18 protein-coding genes are annotated in these 22,490 nt (G+C 72.5%); 7 read left to right on the plus strand and 11 right to left on the minus strand.

The features are described from left to right. Positions 1-64: 64 nt before the first annotated feature. Positions 65-1,927: an ArnT family glycosyltransferase gene (locus tag LEL83_RS07230; protein WP_225558303.1), complete on the minus strand. Its 1,863-nt coding sequence runs from the start codon at positions 1,925-1,927 to the stop codon at positions 65-67. Between the two features lie 116 nt (positions 1,928-2,043). Between LEL83_RS07230 and LEL83_RS07235 the strand changes: the two genes are divergently transcribed. Both LEL83_RS07235 and LEL83_RS07240 read left to right on the plus strand, forming a co-directional pair. Next, positions 2,044-3,396: an acyltransferase family protein gene (locus LEL83_RS07235; RefSeq protein WP_198656271.1), complete on the plus strand. Its 1,353-nt coding sequence runs from the start codon at positions 2,044-2,046 to the stop codon at positions 3,394-3,396. Positions 3,397-3,498: 102 nt separating this feature from the next. Continuing rightward, positions 3,499-4,587 carry a GH25 family lysozyme gene (locus LEL83_RS07240; protein ID WP_225558304.1) on the plus strand — a complete coding sequence of 363 codons (1,089 nt, stop codon included), beginning with the start codon at positions 3,499-3,501 and terminating at the stop codon, positions 4,585-4,587. 166 nt (positions 4,588-4,753) lie between these two features. On the opposite strand, the gene LEL83_RS07245 is transcribed toward LEL83_RS07240, so the two are convergent. Then, entirely contained in the window at positions 4,754-5,977 is a 1,224-nt protein-coding gene (locus LEL83_RS07245) for a polysaccharide pyruvyl transferase family protein (protein ID WP_225558305.1), read from the minus strand. Positions 5,978-6,025: 48 nt separating this feature from the next. On the opposite strand from LEL83_RS07245, the gene LEL83_RS07250 reads away from it, so the two are divergent. Further along, positions 6,026-7,228 (plus strand): glycosyltransferase, encoded by a 1,203-nt coding sequence (locus tag LEL83_RS07250; protein ID WP_198656274.1) that lies wholly within the window; start codon positions 6,026-6,028, stop codon positions 7,226-7,228. Here LEL83_RS07250 and LEL83_RS07255 read toward each other — a convergent pair. From LEL83_RS07255 to LEL83_RS07270, 4 genes are all read right to left on the minus strand, one after another. Then, positions 7,195-8,715 (minus strand): hypothetical protein, encoded by a 1,521-nt coding sequence (locus tag LEL83_RS07255; RefSeq protein ID WP_225558306.1) that lies wholly within the window; start codon positions 8,713-8,715, stop codon positions 7,195-7,197. The two genes, LEL83_RS07250 and LEL83_RS07255, sit on opposite strands and share 34 nt — an antisense overlap. Positions 8,716-8,723: 8 nt before the next feature. Beyond that, on the minus strand, positions 8,724-10,031 hold the full coding sequence (locus LEL83_RS07260; protein ID WP_225558307.1) for a UDP-glucose dehydrogenase family protein: 1,308 nt from the start codon (positions 10,029-10,031) through the stop codon (positions 8,724-8,726). 70 nt (positions 10,032-10,101) lie between these two features. Further along, positions 10,102-10,647, minus strand: coding sequence for a PH domain-containing protein (locus LEL83_RS07265; protein ID WP_198656277.1), 546 nt, complete (start codon positions 10,645-10,647; stop codon positions 10,102-10,104). Between the two features lie 4 nt (positions 10,648-10,651). Further along, on the minus strand, positions 10,652-11,452 hold the full coding sequence (locus tag LEL83_RS07270; protein ID WP_225558308.1) for a biotin--[acetyl-CoA-carboxylase] ligase: 801 nt from the start codon (positions 11,450-11,452) through the stop codon (positions 10,652-10,654). A gap of 74 nt (positions 11,453-11,526) precedes the next feature. Here LEL83_RS07270 and LEL83_RS07275 point away from each other — a divergent pair, with 74 nt between their 5' ends. Beyond that, positions 11,527-13,122 carry an acyl-CoA carboxylase subunit beta gene (locus tag LEL83_RS07275; protein ID WP_198656279.1) on the plus strand — a complete coding sequence of 532 codons (1,596 nt, stop codon included), beginning with the start codon at positions 11,527-11,529 and terminating at the stop codon, positions 13,120-13,122. Between the two features lie 28 nt (positions 13,123-13,150). After that, positions 13,151-13,405, plus strand: coding sequence for an acyl-CoA carboxylase subunit epsilon (locus LEL83_RS07280; RefSeq protein WP_198656280.1), 255 nt, complete (start codon positions 13,151-13,153; stop codon positions 13,403-13,405). Between the two features lie 726 nt (positions 13,406-14,131). On the opposite strand, the gene LEL83_RS07285 is transcribed toward LEL83_RS07280, so the two are convergent. From LEL83_RS07285 to LEL83_RS07300, 4 genes are all read right to left on the minus strand, one after another. Then, positions 14,132-15,181: a DUF8320 family protein gene (locus LEL83_RS07285; protein WP_198656281.1), complete on the minus strand. Its 1,050-nt coding sequence runs from the start codon at positions 15,179-15,181 to the stop codon at positions 14,132-14,134. Further along, complete coding sequence (locus tag LEL83_RS07290) at positions 15,178-16,431, minus strand: sensor histidine kinase (RefSeq protein ID WP_225558309.1); 1,254 nt, start codon at positions 16,429-16,431, stop codon at positions 15,178-15,180. Before LEL83_RS07290 ends, LEL83_RS07285 begins: the two co-directional genes overlap by 4 nt. 5 nt (positions 16,432-16,436) lie before the next feature. Then, on the minus strand, positions 16,437-17,156 hold the full coding sequence (locus tag LEL83_RS07295; protein WP_198656283.1) for a response regulator transcription factor: 720 nt from the start codon (positions 17,154-17,156) through the stop codon (positions 16,437-16,439). Between the two features lie 220 nt (positions 17,157-17,376). Next, positions 17,377-18,636, minus strand: a complete 1,260-nt coding sequence (locus tag LEL83_RS07300) for a class I SAM-dependent RNA methyltransferase (RefSeq protein WP_225558310.1) — start codon at positions 18,634-18,636, stop codon at positions 17,377-17,379. A 14-nt stretch (positions 18,637-18,650) separates the two neighbouring features. On the opposite strand from LEL83_RS07300, the gene LEL83_RS07305 reads away from it, so the two are divergent. Both LEL83_RS07305 and LEL83_RS07310 read left to right on the plus strand, forming a co-directional pair. Beyond that, positions 18,651-19,457, plus strand: a complete 807-nt coding sequence (locus LEL83_RS07305) for a Maf family protein (protein ID WP_225558311.1) — start codon at positions 18,651-18,653, stop codon at positions 19,455-19,457. A 79-nt stretch (positions 19,458-19,536) separates the two neighbouring features. Continuing rightward, complete coding sequence (locus LEL83_RS07310; RefSeq protein ID WP_225558312.1) at positions 19,537-21,318, plus strand: acetyl/propionyl/methylcrotonyl-CoA carboxylase subunit alpha; 1,782 nt, start codon at positions 19,537-19,539, stop codon at positions 21,316-21,318. 163 nt (positions 21,319-21,481) lie between these two features. Here LEL83_RS07310 and LEL83_RS07315 read toward each other — a convergent pair whose 3' ends face one another. Continuing rightward, on the minus strand, positions 21,482-22,435 hold the full coding sequence (locus LEL83_RS07315; protein WP_225558313.1) for a hypothetical protein: 954 nt from the start codon (positions 22,433-22,435) through the stop codon (positions 21,482-21,484). Positions 22,436-22,490: the final 55 nt, after the last annotated feature.

Below are 22,490 nucleotides of genomic sequence, written 5' to 3' on the forward strand. Positions count from 1 at the left end.
ACGGGCTCAGGTCATGGTAGACGGTGGTCCGCGTCGCTCCCTGCGGTGCGGACGCCGTCCGCCGCTACGGGGCGAGCCGGACGATCTGGACGCGGCAGGGGACCTCCGGGTCGGTGGACCGGTCGGCACTGCAGGCGATCGTCGCGTTGTACGTGCCGACGAGCTTGCCGGCGACGGAGTAGTCGCGCGCCGGCGCGTTCGCGGGGTCGAACTGCACGAAGTACTGCACGCCCTGGTCGATGAACAGGTTGCGCATCGCGTCGGAGTGGTACGTGTAGCCCTGACCTGAGCGACCGTACACACGGGTGTCCGTCAGGAACGCGAGCGAGGACAGCGACCGGTAGTTCGAGCCGATCACCGTGGCGTCCTCGGGCAGCGCGCCGCTCGCCCGGATCTGGTCGGCGAGCCGGACGATCTCCGGTACCTCGGTGGGGCCGAACACCCGCAGGGGCTCGGTGCGGTTGACCGAGGGGTAGAACGGCGCCGGCGAACCGAGCCAGTTCTGCGTGTACGACGCCACCGGCACGACCGCGATCGCCAGGCAGGCCACCACGGTACGCACCACCCCGCGGCGACGCACGAGCCGCCAGATCGCCGGCAGCATGAGCGCGCCGATCATCGCCGTCAGGTAGAAGAGCGGCCAGTAGTAGCGGGCGTTGCCACCGCCGCTCGACGACGACGTGATCATGCCGTAGCCGACGAAGTACACCAGGGTGGTCGCGGCGACGATGCAGGTGAACGCGTAGCGGCGGAACCGCACGACGCCGATGACGAGCGCGGCCGCGAAGAGCAGGGCGATCGGCGCGGCGAACGGGGCGAACGTGCTGATCTTCTGCAGGTAGTACGGCAGGGCGAGCATGCGCTCGTGCAGGTAGTAGCCGGCGCGGGCCGCGATGCCCGACTCCTTCGTGACCCTCGGGGCGGTGTCCTCGGTCGTCGACGCCGCGGGGGGCGGGACGACCTCGGGGTCCGGGTTCTCCATCGGGCCCTGCTTGTAGACCGACGGGGTGAAGTCCTCGTTCGGCGAGAACGCGTGGTCGTTCGGCGGCACCGGCAGGAACGGCCAGTCGGTGGCGCGCCCGCCGTCGTCGAACTTCGAGCCGATGTTCACGGACAGCGACGAACCGAGGGTGACCGTGCCGTACTTGACGGTCAGGGCGCCGACCCACGGGGCGATGACGACGGCGAACACGACGATCGTCGCGACCGGGGCCGTCCACCAGTGCCGCACGGGCTCACCGCGGCGGCGGGCGGACCAGACGCGCAGCAGCAGCCACAGGATCACGGCGCCGACGGCGACCGGCAGCAGGAAGAGCTTGGTGAAGTAGCCGAGGGCGGCCACGACGCCGAGCACCGCCCCGGAGACGAGCCGGGCACGCCTCGAGCCGTGCAGCGCCTGGTCGGCCCAGCGGAGTGCCCACAGGAACCCGACGACCCACGCGACGACCAGCAGGTCCGGGGTCTGCACCGAGACCGCGCTCATCAACGCGGGGATCGCGGTGACCATGAAGAGCACGGCGGGGACGATGCGGTGGTTCTGCGACCAGACGAGCCAACCGCCGATGCCGAGCACCACGGCCACGGCGAAGCAGTTCACGATCGCGAAGGCCGTCTGCAGGCCGAGGCCCGCCGCGACGAACGGCGCCATCATCCACGACACCATCGGCGACCAGTAGGCGTTGATCGCGTCGGGCAGCCAGCCATTGGCGTACTCGCGGGCGATGCCCATGTACGAGATGCCGTCGACGTTCGTCACGCCGAGGCGGTTGTGGTACGCCACGGCGGCGCTCAGGGCGACCCCGACGACCACGAGTACGGCGAGGATCAACGGCGCGATGACGTGCCGGTACCCGCGCGGAACCACCCGTGAGTGCCGTCGCGGGACGTCGTGGGCGATCTGCGGTGCTTCGGGCGTCGTCACGGTCACGTGCTTCATCATGACATCCGTTCGCGTGTCGGACCGCACCGACGAGGATCGCGTGCCCCCGCTCGGCGTGTGGGAGACTGCCGGGGACCCCGCTCCGACCACCTCGAGGACGTTCGTTGGCCACCGAAACCCGCGCAGCCGAATCCGCAGCCGAACCGACGGCCGCCGCTCCCCGCGCCGGGGGCCGGATCGAGTTCCCGTACCTCGACGGGCTCCGCGGCCTCGCTGCCCTGGCGGTCGTGCTCTACCACGCCTACCTGTTCACCGGGATGCGCGGCACCGGCCCGGCCGAGCTGCCGTGGCTCCGTCCGATCGTCGGGTGGGGCTACCTCGGTGTCCCGCTGTTCATCGTGCTGTCCGGGTACGTGCTCATGCTGCCCGTCGTCACCCGCTTCGACCGCTACCGGTTGCCCGGTGGCTTCTGGAAGTTCATCTGGCGCCGTGCCCGACGGATCCTGCCGCCGTACTGGGCGTCGCTCATCGTCTTCGCCCTGGTCATCCTGTTCGTGCCGGTCATGGCGCAGCCGGGCGGCACCCAGTGGGACACCAAGCTCCCGATGGGCTGGGGCACGTTCCTGACCCACCTGTTCCTGGTGCACGACTTCTTCCCGCAGTACATCGGCAAGATCAACGGACCGATGTGGACGGTCGCCGTCGAGTGGCAGATCTACTTCCTCATGCCGCTGGTCATCCTGCCGCTGTGGAAGGTCTTCGGCGGCTGGGCGACGGCGTCGTCGCTGGTCCTCATCGGCATGTGGATGGGCGCCGAGAGCCGGTACTCGTGGATGCACCCGTGGTTCGTCGGCCTGTTCGCGGTGGGCATGCTCGCCGCCGAGCTCACGGTCAAGGCGCGCGACGAGCACCTGACCGGCACGCTGAACGCCTCGAAGCTGGGCGGGTCGCGCCGACAGGGTGGCATCTTCGTCGCCGCGTTGTTCATCGGCATGCTCCTGGTGTTCTTCCGCAACCGCGACTACTGGCAGCACCAGACCTGGCCGTCCGAGGTCGTGCTCGGGATCTTCGCGGGCGTCCTGCTGACGTGGATGGGCCGTCGCGCCGTCACCGGACAGCACACCTGGCTCGCCCGGTTCTTCGCCTGGAAGCCCTTCGTGCTCGCGGGGTTGGTCTCGTACACGATCTACCTGTTCCACAGCCCCCTGCTCGGACTCGGCAACCTGCTGCTCCTGCCGATGGGGCTGACCCCGAAGTACCAGTTCCTGATGATGGTGTTCGTCGTGATCCCGGTCACCCTGGCGATCTGCGTCGGCTTCTGGTGGCTCGTGGAACGCAACTTCCTGAACCGCCGGCAGAAGCACGCCACCCGCGAGGTCTCCTCGCGCGGCCGCCTGCCCGAGGTCGAGACGGTCGACGCCCCGGTCGCCACGACGAGCGCCGCAGACCCGCGGGCCGCGGCGGACAGGGACGAGGACGCACCGGGCACGGAGACGCGGCGGCGCACCCGGCGTTGATGCTGCGCCTGGCGGACATCGGCGTCTCTGCCGGTTAGCATGCTCGGACCGCGGCGTGGGAGATCAGGCCCCACGGCATCTCGACAGGGAAGACGAGACCACATGCGCGCACCCATCAGCAGGCTCCTCGGACTCGGCACCGCTGCCGTCGTCGCCGGGGCGATCACCTTCGGCAGCGGCCCGGCGGTCGGCGTGACCGCGACCAACCCGGGCACCGCGTCACCGACCCCGTCGGCTGCGGCGCCGTCGTCCCCGACCCAGCCGGCGACGACGGCCACCACCGCGCCGGGCACCACGGCACCGGAGACCGCAGCGGAGCCGCCCGCGCCCGAGTCGACGGACCCCGCTGCGGCCCCGTCCGGTGTCGACCAGCTCTCCATCGCCGAGATGGACCGCACCGGCAACCACACCATGGGTGCCGGGATCGCCGCCCACGCCGGCGCCTCGCACGTCACCACCGCCTCGCCCGACGCCCTGGCCGTCGGCGGCGCGAGCGCACAGGCCTTCAGCGCCGCCTCCGCAGCACGGGCCGGTGGCCCGCCCCCCGGACGCGTGCAGGGCTTCGACATCAGCGCTTGGCAGCCCAGCGTCAACTTCCTGCAGGCGTACCGCAACGGCGCCCGCTTCGTGTACGTCAAGGCCACCGAGGGCACGTCGTACGTCAGCTCGACGTACAAGCAGCAGTACGCCACCGCGAAGCAGCGCAACCTGTACCGCGGCGGCTACGTCTACGCCCAGCCGAGCCAGGCCAGCGGCGCCGCGACGGCGAACTACTTCTTCAAGCACGGCGGCCAGTGGAGCAAGGACGGCAAGACCCTGCCCCCGCTGCTCGACATCGAGTACGGCAGCGCCGCCCAGGGCACCTGCTACGGCAAGTCGTGGTCGTCCATGCGCAGCTGGATCAAGGACTTCAACCGGACCGTCGTCGCCAAGACCGGGCGGTACCCCGCGATCTACACCACGACCGACTGGTGGAAGCGCTGCACGAACAACAGCAACCAGTTCTCGAAGAACCCGCTGTTCGTCGCGATCTACCCGGTGAAGAACTTCACCACCCCCGGCACCCTCGGACGCAGCTGGTCGAAGTGGACCTTCTGGCAGTGGGCGGCCAGCGGCACGCTCCCCGGTGACCAGGACGTCTACCGCAACGACATCACGTACCTCAAGCGCTTCGCGTCCCGGACGAGCTGACGGCGGCGGTGACGCCGCCGGCGATGGTGAGGGCGCGACGTTCGGTCATGGCGTGAGCCTCCCACAGGGCGTCACCACGAACGGACGGGAGGCCCGTGGCGGCGTCGCCACGGGCCTCCCGTCCGTCAGGGGCGAGCGTCCGCGCCCGCCGTGTCGGTCTCCGACGTCAGCGCACGTCGCGCACGGCCTCGGCGAAGTCGGCGTCGAGCGCCGTCGCCATCGTCGCGACACCAGCGGCCAGCTGCGCGCGGACCGCGTCGCGGTCCGCGTCGAGCGCCTCGAGCTGCGCTGTGACGTCGTCGACGAAGGTGGGCTCGAGTGCCGCCTCGATCGGCTTCGAGTAGGCCTGCTGGCCCATCTGCTCGAAGAACAGCCGACCCTTGTCGACGTAGTAGAGCACCGCGGCGGGGACCCCGGCGATGGTCGCGACGATCGCGGAGTGCAGGCGGCTCGCCAGGAACAGGCGGCTGCGGGACATCAGCCCGGCGTACTCGGAGGGCGAGAACTCGTCGGCCTCGACCACGTGGGTGCGGTCGGCGTGCCGCATCAGGGCGATGACCTCGCGGGCGAACGCGGCGTCGCCCTCGGACGCCTCCATGTGCATCGGGTAGAACACCACGTCGGCGTCCCAGCGGTCGATGACCCGGTCGGCCAGGTCGGCGACGGCCTGCCGGTACGTCACGAGCTTGTCGCTGTCGACGCCCGTCTGGCGGAAGCGCTTCGGCAGGAACCGGAACGGGATCCAGCCGCTGCGCTTGTAGTGGAACCAGCGGCGGACGCCGAAGCCGATCGAGCCCTCGAGCCGCTCGGCGCTCAGGCCCGTGGTGCGCTCGAGCCGCTCGAGCACGTCGGCGTCGGGCGCGGTGACCGTCCCGACGACGGCGGGGTCGAAGGACGACACGACCGGCGTCCTGACCCCCCACGACAGGAGCTTGTCGCGGGACTCGTCGTCACGGACCGCGAAGGAGCGGCACAGGTCGACGGTGGCGCGGATGAGGCGCTTGCTGACCCCGGCGGTGGTCGGGCCGATGCCCTGGAACGCCCCGACGAGGTTCTTGTTGACCGCGCGGACGAGCAGCATCTTGCCGAACCAGTACACGAGGCCGAGCTTGTTCGTGTAGTCCTTGAGGATCTCGCCGCCGCCCCACAGCACCACGTCGGCGCCCCGCACGGCACGGAGCAGGGCGAACAGGTCGCCGATCCCGGTGCTGTACGGCGACACGGGCAGGAAGCGGATCCCGAACCACGCGGCGTCCCGCTCGGGGTACTGCGACAGGGACACGATCTCGGCGTCCGGCCACCGCCGGCGGACGAGCTCGATGTTGCCGGCGAGGATCGCCCGGTCCCCGCGGTTGTGGGGGGAATCGCTATTGTGGATCAGTACGCGCACGGGTGGAGAGCCTACCGGACCGTCCACCGCCAGCCCCGGAAAGGCACGATGTCCCGCAGCACCCGCTCCGCCCGTCCCCACGCTCCCCGGCCCCGCCTGCTGGTGCTCGGATCGACCTTCCCGGCCCGTCCGGACGACGGTGTGCCCGCGTTCGTGCTCGACCTCGCCCACCAGGAGGCGACCGAGTTCGACACGATGGTGCTGACCCCGCGTGTGCCGGGCGGCGCCACCACGGAGCGCATCGGCGAGGTCGGCGTCCGGCGGTTCCCGTACTTCCCGAAGGCGTTCGAGGACCTGGCCGACGGCGCGATCCTCGACAACCTCAAGGAGAAGCGCTCCCGCATCGTGCAGGTGCCGGCGCTCGTCCTCGCGCAGTACCTGGCCGTCCGACGCGTTGTCCGCTCCGCCCGACCGGACGTCATCCACGCACACTGGGCGATCCCGCAGGCCCTGGTCGCCACGCTCGCCGCCCCCGGGGTGCCGATCGTGGTCACCACGCACGGCGGCGACATCTACGCCCTCCGAGCCGCACCGCTCGTGCGGCTCAAGCGATGGGTCTTCGGGCGGTCCGCCCACGTCACCACCGTCAACTCCGAGATGCGCGAACGCCTGACGGAGTGGGGCGTGCCCGAGTCGCGGTCGACGGTGATCCCGATGGGCGTCGACCTGGGCCCCGCGCGCGACACCCGCTCCCGCGTGCCCGCGCAGGAGCACCACGTGGTGGCCGTGGGCCGCCTGGTCGAGAAGAAGGGCTTCGGCAACCTGATCGAGGCGCTGCGCGGACTCGGCGACGACGTGCCGTGGCGGCTGACGGTGGTCGGGGACGGCCCGTACCGCGCCCAGCTGGAACAGCAGGCGTCCGGTCTGCCGGTGACCTTCCTGGGGCAGCGCGGTCGCACCGAGGTGCTCGAGACGCTCGCGTCGGCCACGGTCGTCGCGGTGCCGTCGATCCCCGCGGCGAACGGCGACCAGGAGGGCCTGCCGGTCACCCTGCTCGAGGCCGCCGCGGTCGGTGCCGCCATCGTGGCGAGCGACCTGCCCGGCATCCGCGACGTCGTGCAGGACGACGTGTCCGGCGTGCTCGTGCCCCCGGGTGACGTCCCGGCGCTCCGTGCGGCGCTCCGGCGGGTGCTCACCGACGACGCGGCACGGACGCGCTACCAGGAACAGGCCGTCGTCTCGGCGGCGGAGTTCTCCACCGAGCGGATCGGCGCGCGCTACCGCTCGGTGCTGCGCGCAGCGATCGGCTGATCCTCGGCGGGGTCCGCCGCCGGCTCGACGTCGCTGCGGCGGATCGCGCGGACCTCGCCGAGCACGAACAGCACGAGCGTCACGAGCGTCAGCAGTCCGGCCACGACCGTCGCGCCGAGCACCAGGGTCGCCGCGTGCGGGACCAGCGTCGCCCCCTCGGGGTGCAGCAGGGTCGACATCGGCACGAGTGCCAGGAGCACCCACGCCGGCACGAGCACGACGGCGGCGTACCGCGACACCCGGAGCCCGGCGGCGATCGCCAGCGCGAGCGGGACCCAGACGGTCAGCGTGTACCGGTTGATCGGCGCACCGCCGCCCGCCATGTAGCGGATCTCGACGAGGACGAACAGCACGGTGACCGTGGCGAGCATCGCGACGACGAGCGCCCGCGGCCAGGCCTCGGACGGTCCGACCGGCTCGACCGGGGCCGCTCCGGACCGACGCCGGACGACGCCACGGCCGACGAGCACCAGGGCGAACACCACCGCGAGCAGCAGCGGCACCAGGAACAGGGTCCACGGCACGGGGTCGCGCAGGTCGAGCGCCCCGCGGTACAGGGCGAACAGCTGCTTCCAGAACGACGGCATCGTGACGACCTCGCCGTCGGTGAAGTGGGGACGGGGCACCCACCCCGGCCACGGCTTCGGACGACCGCTGAACGAACCGGCGACGATCGAGTTGCGGATCCAGAACCACCCGGAGGCCGCGGCGGCCGCGACCACCGGCACGAGGGCGACGAGCAGGCGTGCCCACACCCCGTGGAGCCGACCGACCCGCACCGTCCGGGCCAGCAGGAAGGCGACCGCGATCGCGACGAGCCACAGGGCGAACGACAGGCGCGTCGTCATGCCGGCCGCGGCGACGAGTGCTCCGCCGACGAGCAGGCGCGGACCGACCCCGGTCCGCAACGCGGCTCCGGCGACGCCGCAGGCCAGGGCACCGAGCAGCGCCGCGAGGGAGTCGTTGTACACGACGCCGGCCTGCACGACGAGGACGGCGGTGAACGCGGACACGACCGCCACGGTCGCGGGCAGCCGGCGTGCCTCGGGGAAGCAGCGCGAGGCCGCCCACGCCGCGGCGGGCACGATGCCCGCGACGACGACCGCGTTCACCAGCCGCGCGGCGACGACCGCCTGCACCGGGTGCCCGGAGTCGACGAGCGGCCCGACGAGCGGCGCGAGCAGGACGTAGTAGAGCGGCGGGTGCTGCGCCACCCACTGCACCGGCGGGGTGTGACCGAAGCCGGGCCGGAAGCGGACGCCGTCCAGCAGCACGGGCAGCTGGCCGTGCCACACCCGGAGCGCGTAGTCCACGTGGGCGGACTCGTCGGTGCTGCTCAGCGGCTCCGTCGAGGCGATCCGTGCGACCGCCGCGACGAGCAGGAAGAGCGTGGCGGCGAGGACGACCGGGGTCGCCCACGACCGACCCCGGATGCCGCCGAGGTCGCGGAGGCTGTCGAGCAGCCGCTGTCCGGGTCGGTCCGCCACCGTCGGGGTCAGCGCCCCATGCCCCGGTACGTGAAGCCGGCGGCCGTCCAGGCGTCGCGATCCAGGCAGTTGCGACCGTCGATGACGACCGGCGACGCCACGAGTGCGGCGGCCGCCGCTGCGTCGAGCTCGCGGAACTCGGTCCACTCGGTGAGCACGAGCACCAGCTCGGCGCCGCCCAGTGCCTCGGCGGCGCTCTCGACGTAGTCGAGCTCCGGGTGCACGCGGCGCGCGGTCACGACGGCCTCGGGGTCGTACGCCGACACCACGGCACCGAGCTCGTGCAGACGGGCCGCGATGTCGAGGGCCGGCGAGTCGCGGACGTCGTCGGAGTTCGGCTTGAAGGCCAGGCCGAGCACCGCGACGCGCTTGCCGCTGACGACGCCGTCGAGCAGCTCCTGCGCCAGCTCGACCACGTGCGCGCGGCGCCGCAGGTTCGTGGCGTCGACGTCGGCCAGGAACGCCAGGGACTCCCCCACGCCCAGCTCGTTCGCGCGGGCCTGGAAGGCGCGGATGTCCTTCGGCAGGCAGCCGCCGCCGAAGCCGAGCCCGGCGTTCAGGAACCGGCGGCCGATGCGGGCGTCGTGGCCGATCGCGTCGGCGAGCGCGGTGACGTCGGCACCGGCGACCTCGGCGATCTCGGCCATCGAGTTGATGAACGAGATCTTCGTGGCGAGGAACGCGTTCGCGCTGATCTTCACGAGCTCGGCGGTGGGCAGGTTGACCACGAGCCGGGGCGTGCCGGTGGCGAGTGCCTCCGCGTAGACCTCGTCGAGCACCGCGACGGCCTGCTCGCCGGCGTCGCCGTCCGGGACGCCGTAGACGAAGCGGTCGGGCGCGATGGTGTCCTGCACGGCGAAGCCCTCGCGCAGGAACTCGGGGTTCCAGACGAGCGTGGCACCGGGGACGGCCTCGCTGACCTCGGCGGCCAGACGTGCGGCGGTACCGACGGGCACGGTCGACTTGCCGACGACGAACTCGCCGGCGGACAGGTGCGGGGTGAGCGCGGCGACGGCGGCGTCCACGTAGGTCAGGTCCGCGGCACCGGTGGGCCCCTGCGGGGTGCCGACGGCGAGGAAGTGCACGCGGGACCCGGCCACCTCGGCCATGTCGGTGGTGAAGCGGATCCGACCGGACTCCAGGGCCTCGGTCAGGATCTCGGGCAGCCCGGGCTCGAAGAAGGGGGCCTCGCCCGCGGCGAGCCGCTCGATCTTGGCAGGGTCGACGTCCACAGCGACGACCTCGTGTCCGAGTTTGGCCATGGAGGCGGCGTGCACGGCACCGAGGTAGCCGCAGCCGATGACAGAGATACGCACGGGACGACGGTACCGGTTTCTCGCCGAAGTCTCACGACGGCCCCCGCAGGGGGTGTCGCGGCGGCCGTCGTCAGGCCCGCACGTCGCCCCACGGCGGGCGGTCCGGGCCGCCCACGATCTCGTCCCAGTCGGGCTCGCGGTGTCGGCGTCGGGCCTCGTACGCCTCGACCAGGTCGTGCAGCACGGCCACCACGAGGTCGGCGTGCGCCACGTCGGCGAGCACCACGGCCGGGTCGTCGCCGGGGAACACGAGCACGTCGCCGGAGCGGAACAGTCCCTGCAGGCCACGGCGTCGCACCGTGACGTCGTACCCCCGGGAGTGCAGGAGCTCGCGCCGGGTCCGGGTGCCGAGGCCGTGCACCACGACCAGGCGCCGGGTCGTGACGACGTAGCGCTCGGACATCCACCGGAACAGCGGGACCGCCCCGCCGAGCACGACGAGCACCACGACGACGAGCGCGACGACGGCGTTCAACCAGGCGAGCTGCGCCCGGAACACCCCGAAGCCGAAGCCGCCGGCCGCGGTGACGAGCACGACGAAGACCGCCGGCCGCACCAGCCGACGCGCGTGCGGCCGCAGCCGTGCGACGACGCGTTCGGGCGGGGGCTCGGTCATGCCGTCATGCATACCGCAGGTGGGTGACGTCCCCCACCGCGACGCCCCTGGTGCTGCCCGCTCGGTCCCGGATCGTGATGCGACCGGCGTCGTCGATCCCGGTGGCGTCGGCCTCCTCGACGGTGCCGTCGGGGAGTTCGAGCCGGATGCGGCGACCGATCGTGCCGCACGCCGTCCGGACGTGGGACCGGACCGTCTCGGCGGCGGGACCACCAGCGGCCAGGCCGGCCACGGCCTCCAGGACGGCGGCGTGGAAGACCGACAGCACCGCGTCGGCCAGGGCGGGTGCGTCGTCGGCTGCGCCGGCGAGCAGCAGCGAGGTGGACGTCGGGGTGGGCAGTCGGTCGGCGGGGATGGTGAGGTTCACGCCGGCGCCGACCACGACGCTGCCGTCGGCGGCGACCTGGCACAGGATGCCGCACACCTTGTCGCCGGCGACCTGCACGTCGTTCGGCCACTTCACGGTGACGTCGGTGCCGTCGGGCAGCACCGTCACGACCGCGTCGCGCATCGCAGCGCCGGCGACCAGGGGCAGCCAGCCGCGGTCCCGGTCGTCCAGGTCGGCGCGGACGAGCACGCTCGCGGCGAGGGCCTGCCCGCTCGGGGCGGTCCAGGTGCGGTCGAGGCGGCCCCGCCCGGCGGTCTGGTGCAGGGTCGCGATGACACTGCCGTGCTCCTGCCCGGGGGCCACGGCGAGCAGGTCGGCGTTCGTCGAGCCCGTCTCGGCCGGGGTGGTGATCGTCGCGCCCGCCGCCGCGACCGCTGCGCTGGTGGCGGGGAACGACGGCGACGGGGATGTGGACATGCACGCAAATGTACGGGCAGGAACCGTGGGGGTCCTCCAACCGGCCCCGTCGTGCCCGCCGGTAGGGTGAGCGGGTGACTTCAGGAGACACCCCCGATCTGTCGACGACGGCCGGCCGCCTGGCCGACCTCCGCGACCGGTACCACGAGGCCGTGACCGCCGCGGGCGAATCCGCGATCGCCAAGCAGCACGCGAAGGGCAAGGGCACCGCGCGCGAACGCATCGAGCAGCTGCTCGACGAGAACTCCTTCGTGGAGTTCGACGAGTTCGTGCGGCACCGCACCACGTCGTTCGGCATGGACGCCAAGCGGCCCTACGGCGACGCGGTCGTCACCGGCGTGGGCACGATCCACGGTCGGAACGTCGCCGTGTACGCGCAGGACTTCACCGTGTTCGGCGGGTCCCTCGGCGAGGTCGCCGGCGAGAAGATCATCAAGGTCATGCAGCACGCGCTGAAGACGGGCGTGCCGATCATCGGCATCCTCGACTCGGGCGGCGCCCGCATCCAGGAGGGCGTGGTCGCGCTGGGCAAGTACGGCGAGATCTTCCGCCTGAACACCCAGGCCTCCGGCGTCATCCCGCAGCTCTCCATCGTCATGGGCCCGGCGGCCGGCGGCGCGGTGTACTCCCCCGCCCTGACCGACTTCGTGATCATGGTCGACAAGACCAGCCACATGTTCGTCACCGGCCCCGACGTCATCAAGACCGTCACCGGCGAGGACGTCGGCTTCGAGGAGCTCGGCGGCGCCCAGACCCACAACGCGGTCTCCGGCGTGGCCCACTACCTGGCCGAGGACGAGACCGACGCGCTCGACTACGCGCGCTCGCTCATCGGGTTCCTGCCGGACAACAACCTGTCCGACCCGCCCGCGTACGACGTCGCACCCGAGCTCGAGACCACCGACGCCGACCACGAGCTCGACGTCGTGATCCCGGACTCGACGAACCAGCCCTACGACGTCACCACGATCATCGAGCACATCGTCGACGACGGCGAGTTCCTCGAGGTCCAGCCGCTGTTCGCGCCGAACATCCTGATCGGGTTCGGTCGGGTCGAGGGCCGCACGGTCGGCATCATCGCGAACCAGCCGCAGGCGATGGCCGGCACGCTGAACATCGACGCCGGCGAGAAGGCCGCGCGCTTCGTGCGGTTCTGCGACGCCTTCGGCATCCCGATCCTGACCCTCGTCGACGTGCCCGGCTACCTGCCCGGCACCGACCAGGAGTGGACCGGGGTCATCCGCCGTGGCGCGAAGCTGCTCTACGCCTACGCCGAGGCCACCGTGCCGCTCGTCACCGTCATCACCCGCAAGGCCTACGGCGGCGCGTACATCGTGATGGGCTCGAAGCAGCTCGGTGCCGACATCAACCTGGCCTGGCCGACCGCCGAGATCGCGGTCATGGGCGGCCAGGGCGCCGTGAACATCCTGTACCGCGCCGAGATCAAGCGCGCCGAGGAGTCCGGCGAGGACGTCGCCGCGGTCCGGACGAAGCTCGCGAACGAGTACACGTACAACGTCGCGTCGCCGTACCTGGCGGCCGAGCGCGGTGAGCTCGACGGCATCATCCAGCCGCACGCCACCCGCGTGGCCGTGATCAAGTCGCTCCGCTCCCTGCGGGGCAAGCGCGCCTCGCTGCCGCCGAAGAAGCACGGGAACATCCCGCTGTGACCGGACACGCACCGACGGGCGGCCGCTGATGGGTCGCCACGCCGCCCCCGTGCCGGCCGACGAGCCGACCGCGGTGGCCGACGTCCGGGTCGTCTCCGGCGAGCCGACGCCCGAGGAGCTCGCGGCCGTCGTCGCCGTGCTGCAGCGCCAGGCCGACGAGGCCGCCGCTGCCGGACGCGCCGAGGTCGTCGACCAGCCACGCGCCGGCTGGGACGCATCGGCGCGCGGCGTGCGTCGCCCGCTCGAGCACGGGCCGGGAGCCTGGGGCCGCTCGCTGCGCTGATGTACCCCTGCCCGGACGACGTCCCGGGTGGGTGCAGCGGGCACATCCCGGTCGGTATCCCCCTGAACGGGGGGCCAAGAACTGCGCGTCCCCAGCGGAACTGCCAGGATTGTCCCCCATAATGACGACTGACACGCCACACGTGCCTCGGCATAGTTGTTGGTGTTCGGTGTCCTTCGACAGAAGACATCGCAGGTCGGTGGCCGACTAGGGTACGACGCCACCGTCCGGAGCGAGGCAGGGCGACATTCGGGTTGCCGCTCAGCCTCGGGTCGTGAACGGGCCGGTCGCATCGACCGGCCCGTTCCCCCGTTTCCGGGGTGTGGTCGGCCCGCGGTGCGGGTTCCGGCTCGGGTTCCGGCCTCGACGTCGCACGACGGTGTCGACGTCGTACGACACCGACATCGTCGTCCCGGCAGGCGCGTGCCACCCGCACGACGGTGTCGACGTCGTGCGACACCGACATGGTCGCCCCGGCAGGCGCGCGCCAGCCCGACGCGACCACGCGGCGGCCGGGAGGCCCGTGGGGACGCCGCCACGTGCCTCCCGTCCGTCCCCCGGCGGGTGCAGACGCCGGACGACACCGTCGCTGTCGCACGACATCGACATCGTCGCCCCGGCACGCGCGCGCCAGCCCGACGCGACCACGCGGCGGCCGGGAGGCCCGTGGGGACGCCGCCACGCGCCTCCCGTCCGTCCCCCGCCGCGCCGCGCGCGGCACGGGCGTCAGGCGGGCTCGTGCCGCGGGATCTCGAGCCAGAGCGCGACCGAGTCGTCCTCGTCGCCGTCGTCGTCGTCCAGCCCCGCCCCGAGGGCGGCGGACTCGCTCGCAGCGCCGTCCAGCCGCAGGCCCACGACGGTCACGGCCGAGTCGGACCCCTCGGCGACGGTCCGCACGATCACGTTGTCGGCGTCCCGGGCCTGCCGGAGGGCATCGGCGACGTGGGCGTGGATCCGGCGGATGTCCGGTGCGTCGAGTTCGTCGAGCCCGCCGTCGTCGTGCAGCTGCACGGTGGCGCCCCGACGACGCAGGCGCATTACCTCGTCGCGGACGTCGTCCGACAGCAGCGAACGGCCGCGGATCTCGTCGCGGATGGCCTGTTCCAGGTGCAGGCACTCGGCACGGTCGGCCTCGTCGAGGTCGCCGCACGAGTCGATGATCCGCTGCAGCATCGGCAGGGCCATCCGCGTCGTCTGGCTCAGGCGGAACTGGCGCTCGAACACGTGCGCGTCCTGGGCGGCCTGCCAGTCGGCGGTCTCCTGCTCGGCACGCACGAGTTCGCGGGTGTTCCGGATGGCGCGACTCATCGCCGCCGCGAAGACCGTGGCGATGGCGACCCAGGCGACGCTGCCGAGCACACCGAGTTCACCGAGCGCGCCGAGCCCGGCCCAGGCGACCGTGTAGACGGCGAGGAACAGCACGCCCGCCCAGGCGAACAGCCCGCGCCCGCGCACGACGAGCACCACCATGAGCGTGCCGACCGCGGCGATCCACCACGTGGAGGAGCCGGGGCCGGTACCGGTCTCGACGACCGGAGCGGCGATCACCGGCATCACCACCGCGGTCGCGAGCGCGAAGCAGGCGGTCCACACCGGGACGACCCGACCGGGCACGAACAGCGCGAGACCGGTCGCCGCCGCGTAGAGCACCATGCACGCGACGATCGGGGCGACCTGGTCCACGCGCGGCAGCGTCGCGACGGCGAGCACCAGGTGGTAGACGGAGAACAGCGACGCGAGTCCGACGGCGATGCTGGCCGGCAGCGAGACCTTCACGCGCTCGTCTCCGTCGTCGGGGTCCAGGTCAGCACCACGCGGGTGCCCTCGCCGGGTGCGGTGCGGACCTGCGCCTCGCCACCGACGGTCGCGACGCGCTCGACGATGGAGCGTCGGACGCCCAGCCGCTCGGCGGGGATCGCGGACACGTCGAAGCCGCGGCCGTCGTCACCCACCTCGACGAGCACGCCGTCGTCCTGCTGCTCGACGCGCACCCACCGGGTGACGTCGGGGCCGCCCGCGTGCTGGACGCTGTTCACGGCGGCCTGCAGCGCCGCCGAGGCCAGCGCGTCGGCGACGGCCGCGGGCAGCCGTGCCGGTCCGTCCGGGGCCGGGACGAGCCGGACCGGTGCGGTCAGTGCGCCGACGGCGTCGCCGATCCGGGTCCGGAGCTCCGCGAGGGAGACCGGGGTCCGGTCACCGGGGCCGTCCGACGCCGCGGCCTCGAGGTGGTCGATCGCGTTCCGGGCCATCCGCGCCGCCAGCGTCTTCGCCTCGAGCGTGTCCGCCCGCGCGGCGGAGAGCAGCGTGGTGAGGACGCTGTCGTGCACGATGGCGTCGACCTGCACGCGCTCGACCTCGGTGGCGTGCTCGCGGATGGCGAGCGAGTACCGGCGGACCGCGGTGGCCTGCGCGGTGTCGACCGCCGTGGCCGCCCGCCGCAGGACCACCGCGATGACGAGCACCGCGCCGCTGAGCAGCGCCGTGTACACCCCGTCCAGCAGCGCCCGCACGAGCCCGACGTCGCCGCCGACCGGGCTGAGCCGGACGACCACGTACACGGCGGGCACGAGCGCGGTGTAGACCGTCGCACGCCACGCCGCGAAGCCCATCGCCGCAGCGGTGCAGCCGACGGTGCAGAACCACCACGGCCACGGCTGCTGCGTGTCCGGGATCGCGTCCTGCACCGTCACCGGCCAGGTCACGAGCGCGACGAGGAAGAGCAGCGCGCACACGATCTGCGCGAGCTGGGCGATCCGCTGCACGAACGCCGAGACGCCGACGAGCACGAACGACGCCGCGAGCGCGAGCGCCACGACCGGCCCCCAGAACGGGTGCAGGTGCGGCAGCTGCTGCAGCACCGCCGGGGCGTCGACGATGCCGAGGCCGACCGCGGCCATCGCGAGGAGGATCGCGAAGGCGCGCTCGACCGAGGCCTGCGTGATCGAGGTGCGGACGCTCCGCGCGGGGTCGGCGCCGAACGGGGTCGGCTCGACGGCCGTCCGCACCGACTCAGCCGCGGTCGCCATCCGTGTCAGCGACCGTCGCCGTCGGGGTCGATGCCCGAGTCGAGCCCGGGCAGGATGCCGTCCTCGACCGCACGACGCAGCAGGTCGACCTTCGTCGGCGCCGGGCGACCGACCTCGACGTACTTGACCCGGATGCGGTCGAGGTACTCGCGGGCGGTGGAGTAGCCGATGCCGAGCTGCTGAGCGGCGAGCTTGAGCGGCAGCCCCGATGCGTACAGGTGCAGGATCTCGCGCTCGCGTCGGCCGAGCTGCGCCTTGGCGAAGTCACGGTCGGCGTCGATGGCGCTCGCCCACTCGAGGTTGTTGAGGACGTCACCGCGGGCGACGGTCGCGACCGCCGCCATCACGGTCTTGGTGGCGGAGGACTTCGGGATGACGCCGGCAGCCCCTGCTGCGAGCGCCTCGCGGACGTTGGCGACGCGGTCGGCGATCGAGTGCACGAGCACCGCGGATCCGGTGCCCTGGACGCCCTTGACGTTCTCGGTCACGGTCGAGCCGTCACCGAGGGACAGGTCGAGGACGACGACGTCGACCTCACGCCCGTCGAGGTGCTGGACGTACTCGGGGACGCTGGCGGCGGTGAGCACCACCTCGAACCCCTCGTTCTGGCACGCCGCCTGGATCCCGAGTCGGACGGACTCGTGGTCGTCGACGATCGCGACCCGGACGGGCCTCGCGGCCGCCCCGGACGTCTCGGTGCTGGTGGTTGTCGTTCCTGCTGCCACAGTGGCCTCTCGTTCCGATGTGCGACGCCGGCCCCTGAAACCGGTGTGCCATCAACGACTCAGGATACCCAGCCCGGACTCAGGTGCGGGGGTTCTCGGCCACGGCGCGCAGACGGGTCCACCGAAGAGCGGACACGGCTGCGCACGGGCCGGTCCACCGAAGCGCGGACACGTCGACACGACGGCCCCGTCGGGCGTGCGCCGACGGGGCCGCGTGCGGTCAGCGCGCGGGCACCAGGCGCGCGACGGCCTCCATGTGGTGCGTGTGCGGGAACAGGTCGAACGCCCGCAGCGCCTCGAGCCGGTACCCGAGGTCGGCGAAGGTGGCGACGTCGCGGGCGAGCGCGACCGGGTCGCACGCCACGTAGACGACCTGCTCCGGCTGCAGCGCCGCGATCTGCACGACCACGTCACGACCGGCACCGGCGCGCGGCGGGTCGAGGACGATCGTGCCGGCCCGGAAGCGGTCCTTCTCGGCCCGCGAGGCGTTCGCCACCGTGTTCGTCAGCCAGCGGTCGACCCGTCCGGTCTCGGCGCGCGCACCGATCCACTCGGACAGGTTCTCCTGCGCGTGCTCGGTCGCGCGGCCGGCGCTCTCGACGCTCGTGATGCGCGCCTTCGGGCCGACCAGGTCGCCGAGCGCCGCGGCGAGCAGGCCGACGCCGCCGTACAGGTCCAGGTGCGTGCCCTCGGGGTCGAGCCGGTCGCGGTCGACCAGGTCCTGCACGGCCTCGGTCAGCACGGAGGCCGCCGCCCGGTGCACCTGCCAGAAGCCGTTGTCGTCGACCTGGAACGTCCGCTCCCCCACGACCTCGGTGACGACGGTGGGCTTCTGGTCGTCGATGACGAGCCGCGCCCCCTCGGAGCCGCTCGGCGCGAGGACGTCGATCACCGACGACCCGGGCACCGCGCCCCGGCCGAGCGGGGCGCTCTGCTGCACGACCGCGGTCGCGAGCGGCAGGCCGGTGACCGGGATGACCGAGTGCGAGCGGGCCGCGAACGGACCGGCGGTGCCCTGCTCGTCGACGTGCAGGCGGACGCGGGTGCGCCAGCCGAGGCCGTTCGCCGCGTCGTCACCGGGAGCGGGCTCGACGACGACGTCGTGTCCGAGCACCTCGGTGAGGTCGACGCGCGCGAACCGCGCGAACGAGTCGACGAGGACGTCGTGCTTGAGCGTGCGCTGGTGCGGCAGGGCGATGTGCCCGAACTCGGCGCCACCCGGGCGCGTCTCGGGGTCGCGGTCGAGCGCGGCCTCGGCCCAGACGTGGTCCACGCGGTGCTCGCTCGGCGTGACGACGCTGACCGTGTCGGCGCGCCAGAAGGACTTCTTGCGGTCCTCGGTCACCCGGGCGACGACGCGCTCACCGGGGATCGCGTCCGAGACGAACACCACCCGCCCTTCGTGCCGTGCCACCGAGATGCCGCCGTGGGCGATCCCGGTGACGTCGAGTTCGAGCAGCGTGCCGACGGATTCACCCATGGTGAGATGGTCCCATGCGTCTGTACCTCGCGAGTACATCCCCCGCCCGCCGTGCACTCCTGGCCCAGTCCGGGATCGAACCCGTGCTCGTCGCGCCCGGGGTGGACGAGGACGCCGTCGGCGCCGCCGCGGCCGCGTCCCTCGGCCGCGCCCTGACCGGCCCGGAGCTCGTCTCGCTGCTCGCCGTCGCCAAGGCGTCGGCCGTCGCGGACTCGGCGGTCGCCGGCGCTCCCGTGGACGGCGTGGTGTTCGGCGGCGACTCCGCGTTCGAGGTCGACGGGCAGCTGTACGGCAAGCCGCACGACCCGGTGGTCGCCCGCGAGCGCTGGCGACGGATGCTCGCCGCCGGCGGCGGCACGCTGTGGAGCGGGCACTGCGTTGTTGACCGGCGCCGGGACGTGGACCCGGCCACGGATCGGACGGGAGGCGCGGCTGCGGCCCGCCCCGCGCCTCCCGTCCGACCGGTGGACGCGCCGGGCGGCGGGCCGCTGGGGCTGGCTGGGTCGCTCGCCGACGTCGCGCCCGGCGGGTCGGCCATCGTCGTCGACGGCGACCGCGTGGTCGCGGTCGACAGCGCGGTGCTGACCTTCGCCGACGACGTGTCCGTCGACGAGATCGACGCGTACGTCGCGACGGGCGAGCCCCTCGAGGTCGCGGGGGCCTTCACCATCGACGGGCGGGCCGCGGCCTACATCACGCGCATCGACGGCGCACCGTCCGCGGTGATCGGGATGTCACTCCCGATGCTCCGGACGATGCTCCTCCGGGGCTTCGGCATCGCGTGGCACGACCTCTGGGGACACCAGACGCGCGCACTGTAGACATCCGCACCTGTTGGACACAGTTCTTTGTGGATGCCGGTCAATTCCCGCTCCCGCGGCGCGAATACGCTGACTTACCATGCCCCGTATCAGCAAGGTCCTCATCGCGAACCGCGGCGAGATCGCCGTCCGCATCATCCGCGCGGCCCGCGACGCAGGCAAGGCATCGGTCGCCGTCTACGCCGACCAGGACCGTGACGCCCTCCACGCCCGCCTCGCTGACGAGGCCTACGCGCTGAACGGCAGCACGAGCGCCGACACCTACCTCGTCATCGACAAGATCATCTCGGTCGCCCGCCGCTCCGGCGCGGACGCCGTGCACCCGGGCTACGGGTTCCTCGCCGAGAACGCCGACTTCGCCCGTGCCGTCATCGACGCCGGGCTCGTCTGGATCGGCCCCTCGCCGGAGTCGATCGAGCGCCTCGGCGACAAGGTCTCCGCGCGGCACGTCGCCGAGAAGGTCGGCGCCCCCCTCGCCCCCGGCACGATCGAGCCCGTCTCGGACGCGGCAGAGGTCATCGCGTTCGCCGACGAGGTCGGGCTCCCGGTCGCCATCAAGGCGGCGTTCGGCGGCGGCGGGCGTGGCCTGAAGGTCGCTCGCACGCGCGACGAGGTCGCCGCGCAGTTCGAGTCGGCGACGCGCGAAGCGATCGCCGCCTTCGGTCGCGGCGAGTGCTTCGTCGAGAAGTACCTGGACAAGCCGCGCCACGTCGAGACCCAGTGCCTCGCCGACGAGCACGGCAACGTGGTCGTCGTCTCGACGCGCGACTGCTCGCTGCAGCGTCGACACCAGAAGCTCGTCGAGGAGGCGCCCGCGCCGTACCTGTCCGACGCGCAGCAGGAGCGCCTGTACGAGTCGTCGAAGGCGATCCTGCGCGAGGTCGGCTACGTCGGCGCCGGCACGTGCGAGTTCCTCATCGGAGCCGACGGCACCGTGTCGTTCCTCGAGGTGAACACCCGTCTGCAGGTCGAGCACTGCGTCTCGGAGGAGGTCACCGGCATCGACCTCGTGCGTGAGCAGTTCCGCATCGCCGAGGGTGGCGTGCTCGACTACTCCGACCCGGAGCCGCGCGGGCACTCCTTCGAGTTCCGCATCAACGGCGAGGACCCGGGCCGCAACTTCTTCCCCGCGCCCGGCCCCGTGCACGCGTTCAACGCGCCGTCCGGCCCCGGCGTCCGTGTCGACTCGGGTGTCGTCTCCGGCGACGTCGTGTCCGGTTCGTTCGACTCGATGCTCGCGAAGCTCGTCGTCACCGGTGCCACGCGCTCCGAGGCCCTGGAACGTTCGCGCCGGGCACTCGCCGAGTTCGAGGTCACCGGCCTGCCGACCGTGCTGCCGTTCCACCGTGCGGTCGTGTCGGACCCGGCGTTCGCCACCCCCGACGACGAGCCGTTCAGCATCTACACGCAGTGGATCGAGACCGACTTCGTCAACGACATCCCGGCGTGGAGCGGCTCCCCCGAGGAACTGCCGGCGCCGACCTCGCGCGACACCGTCGTGGTCGAGGTGCAGGGCAAGCGCATCGAGGTCACCATGCCGTCGATCGTCGGCGGCGGGTCCGTCGGCGCCGCGGGTCGTCGTCCGGCCGGTCCCTCCGCTCCCCAGAAGCGCCGCTCGTCGGCGGTGCGCGGGGGCATGGCGAAGTCGGGCGGAGCCGTCGCATCGCCGATGCAGGCCACCGTCGTCAAGCTCGCCGTCGCCGAGGGTGACACCGTGGTGAAGGGCGACCTGCTCGTCGTGCTCGAGGCCATGAAGATGGAGCAGCCCGTGCAGGCGCACAAGGACGGCGTCGTGACCGGCCTGAACGCCCCGGTCGGCCAGACGATCTCCTCCGGCCACGTCCTGCTCGAGCTCGCGTAGGCGCGGGTGCGCGTGGGTCGCGTACGCGGCCGGGTCTGTCCGGCCCGTCGCCTCCCGCTCCCCCGGCGCGAACGCGCTTCGCACAACCAAAGTCACCTCGAACCGCCCAATGGTCTGGTTCGAGGTGACTTTGGTTGTGCGGTCGACACTCGAGCGCACCCGCTCACCGGATGTGGTGGAACGCGCGGACGTCCGTCGGGACCCCGACGGCGTGCAGGACAGCGCGCAGGGCCTCGGCGTCGTTCGCCTCGGGCCAGCCGAACCGCCCGAAGCCGCGGACATCTCCGTGCCGACGGAGCCGGTCCTCCCGCCGTTTCTCGTCCGCCACGACGTCGGCTGCTGAACGCCCCGCTGCTCGGAGCGCGGGGTCGCCGTACTTCGCGCGCCCGTCGAACTCCAGGACCACACCCTGCTCCGGGAACCAGAAGTCGACCCGTCCGATGAACCCGGCGGCGTCGTGGAACGCTCGCTGCAGGACCGGCCGAGGAGCGCCGACCTCGTCCAGAGCGACCCTCGCGACGGACTCCCCCGGTGAACCGGTCGCCGGACCGGCCAGGTCGAGCGCGACGGCTGCTCGATGCCGTCCGTGCGCCGCGGTCCGACGTTCGAGTTCGTCACGGAGCGCCTGGTCGCTGACGCCACGCTGCAGGGCGACGTCGAGGGCGGGAACCGCGAGGCGGAGGTCGTGTGAGATCGCCACGTCGACGGCTGTCGTGACCAGGTCGGTCAACCGTCGTCCGTTCGCGACCATGACCTGGGTCCGGAGCTCGCGCCCCTTCCCCGGACGCTTGCGGACGTGGGTGAGCGACTGGGAGGTGCTCCGGAGCGGGTCGATCACCTCGACCACGTCCGGGAACTCGCCCCGCCAGGGCAGCCCGTGGAGCGCAGCCGCCGAAGCGTGGGAGACGACGAGCCGCTCGGCGATGCCGTCGTGCACGGCTTTGATCCGCGCGATGTGTCGTTCTCCCGGCGTCGCCCGGCGCCACTCGTCGGCGTCGACGAAGCGCCCCGGTACCAGCCGGACGAGGCGACCGGTGTCGGCGTCCTTCCGTTGCGCTCGTCCTGTCCGTCCGCTCGTGTCCGCCGAGCCACCGCGGATGATCGTGAGTCGTGCCATGTCCACACGGTGTCGCAGTGAGTGTCTACCCTGGCCGCCCGGGCGCCTCCCTGTG

This window comes from Curtobacterium oceanosedimentum (assembly GCF_020297365.1).
GTDB lineage: Bacteria > Actinomycetota > Actinomycetes > Actinomycetales > Microbacteriaceae > Curtobacterium.

Bases quoted from the DNA above. Each gene is read 5' to 3' on its own strand.
- LEL83_RS07315 (WP_225558313.1), bottom strand. From the start codon at position 22,435: ATGGCACGACTCACGATCATCCGCGGTGGCTCGGCGGACACGAGCGGA.
- LEL83_RS07250 (WP_198656274.1), top strand. From the start codon at position 6,026: ATGTCCCGCAGCACCCGCTCCGCCCGTCCCCACGCTCCCCGGCCCCGC.
- LEL83_RS07310 (WP_225558312.1), top strand. From the start codon at position 19,537: ATGCCCCGTATCAGCAAGGTCCTCATCGCGAACCGCGGCGAGATCGCC.
- LEL83_RS07300 (WP_225558310.1), bottom strand. From the start codon at position 18,636: ATGGGTGAATCCGTCGGCACGCTGCTCGAACTCGACGTCACCGGGATC.
- LEL83_RS07240 (WP_225558304.1), top strand. From the start codon at position 3,499: ATGCGCGCACCCATCAGCAGGCTCCTCGGACTCGGCACCGCTGCCGTC.
- LEL83_RS07280 (WP_198656280.1), top strand. From the start codon at position 13,151: ATGGGTCGCCACGCCGCCCCCGTGCCGGCCGACGAGCCGACCGCGGTG.
- LEL83_RS07270 (WP_225558308.1), bottom strand. From the start codon at position 11,452: ATGTCCACATCCCCGTCGCCGTCGTTCCCCGCCACCAGCGCAGCGGTC.
- LEL83_RS07265 (WP_198656277.1), bottom strand. From the start codon at position 10,647: ATGACCGAGCCCCCGCCCGAACGCGTCGTCGCACGGCTGCGGCCGCAC.
- LEL83_RS07305 (WP_225558311.1), top strand. From the start codon at position 18,651: ATGCGTCTGTACCTCGCGAGTACATCCCCCGCCCGCCGTGCACTCCTG.
- LEL83_RS07290 (WP_225558309.1), bottom strand. From the start codon at position 16,431: ATGGCGACCGCGGCTGAGTCGGTGCGGACGGCCGTCGAGCCGACCCCG.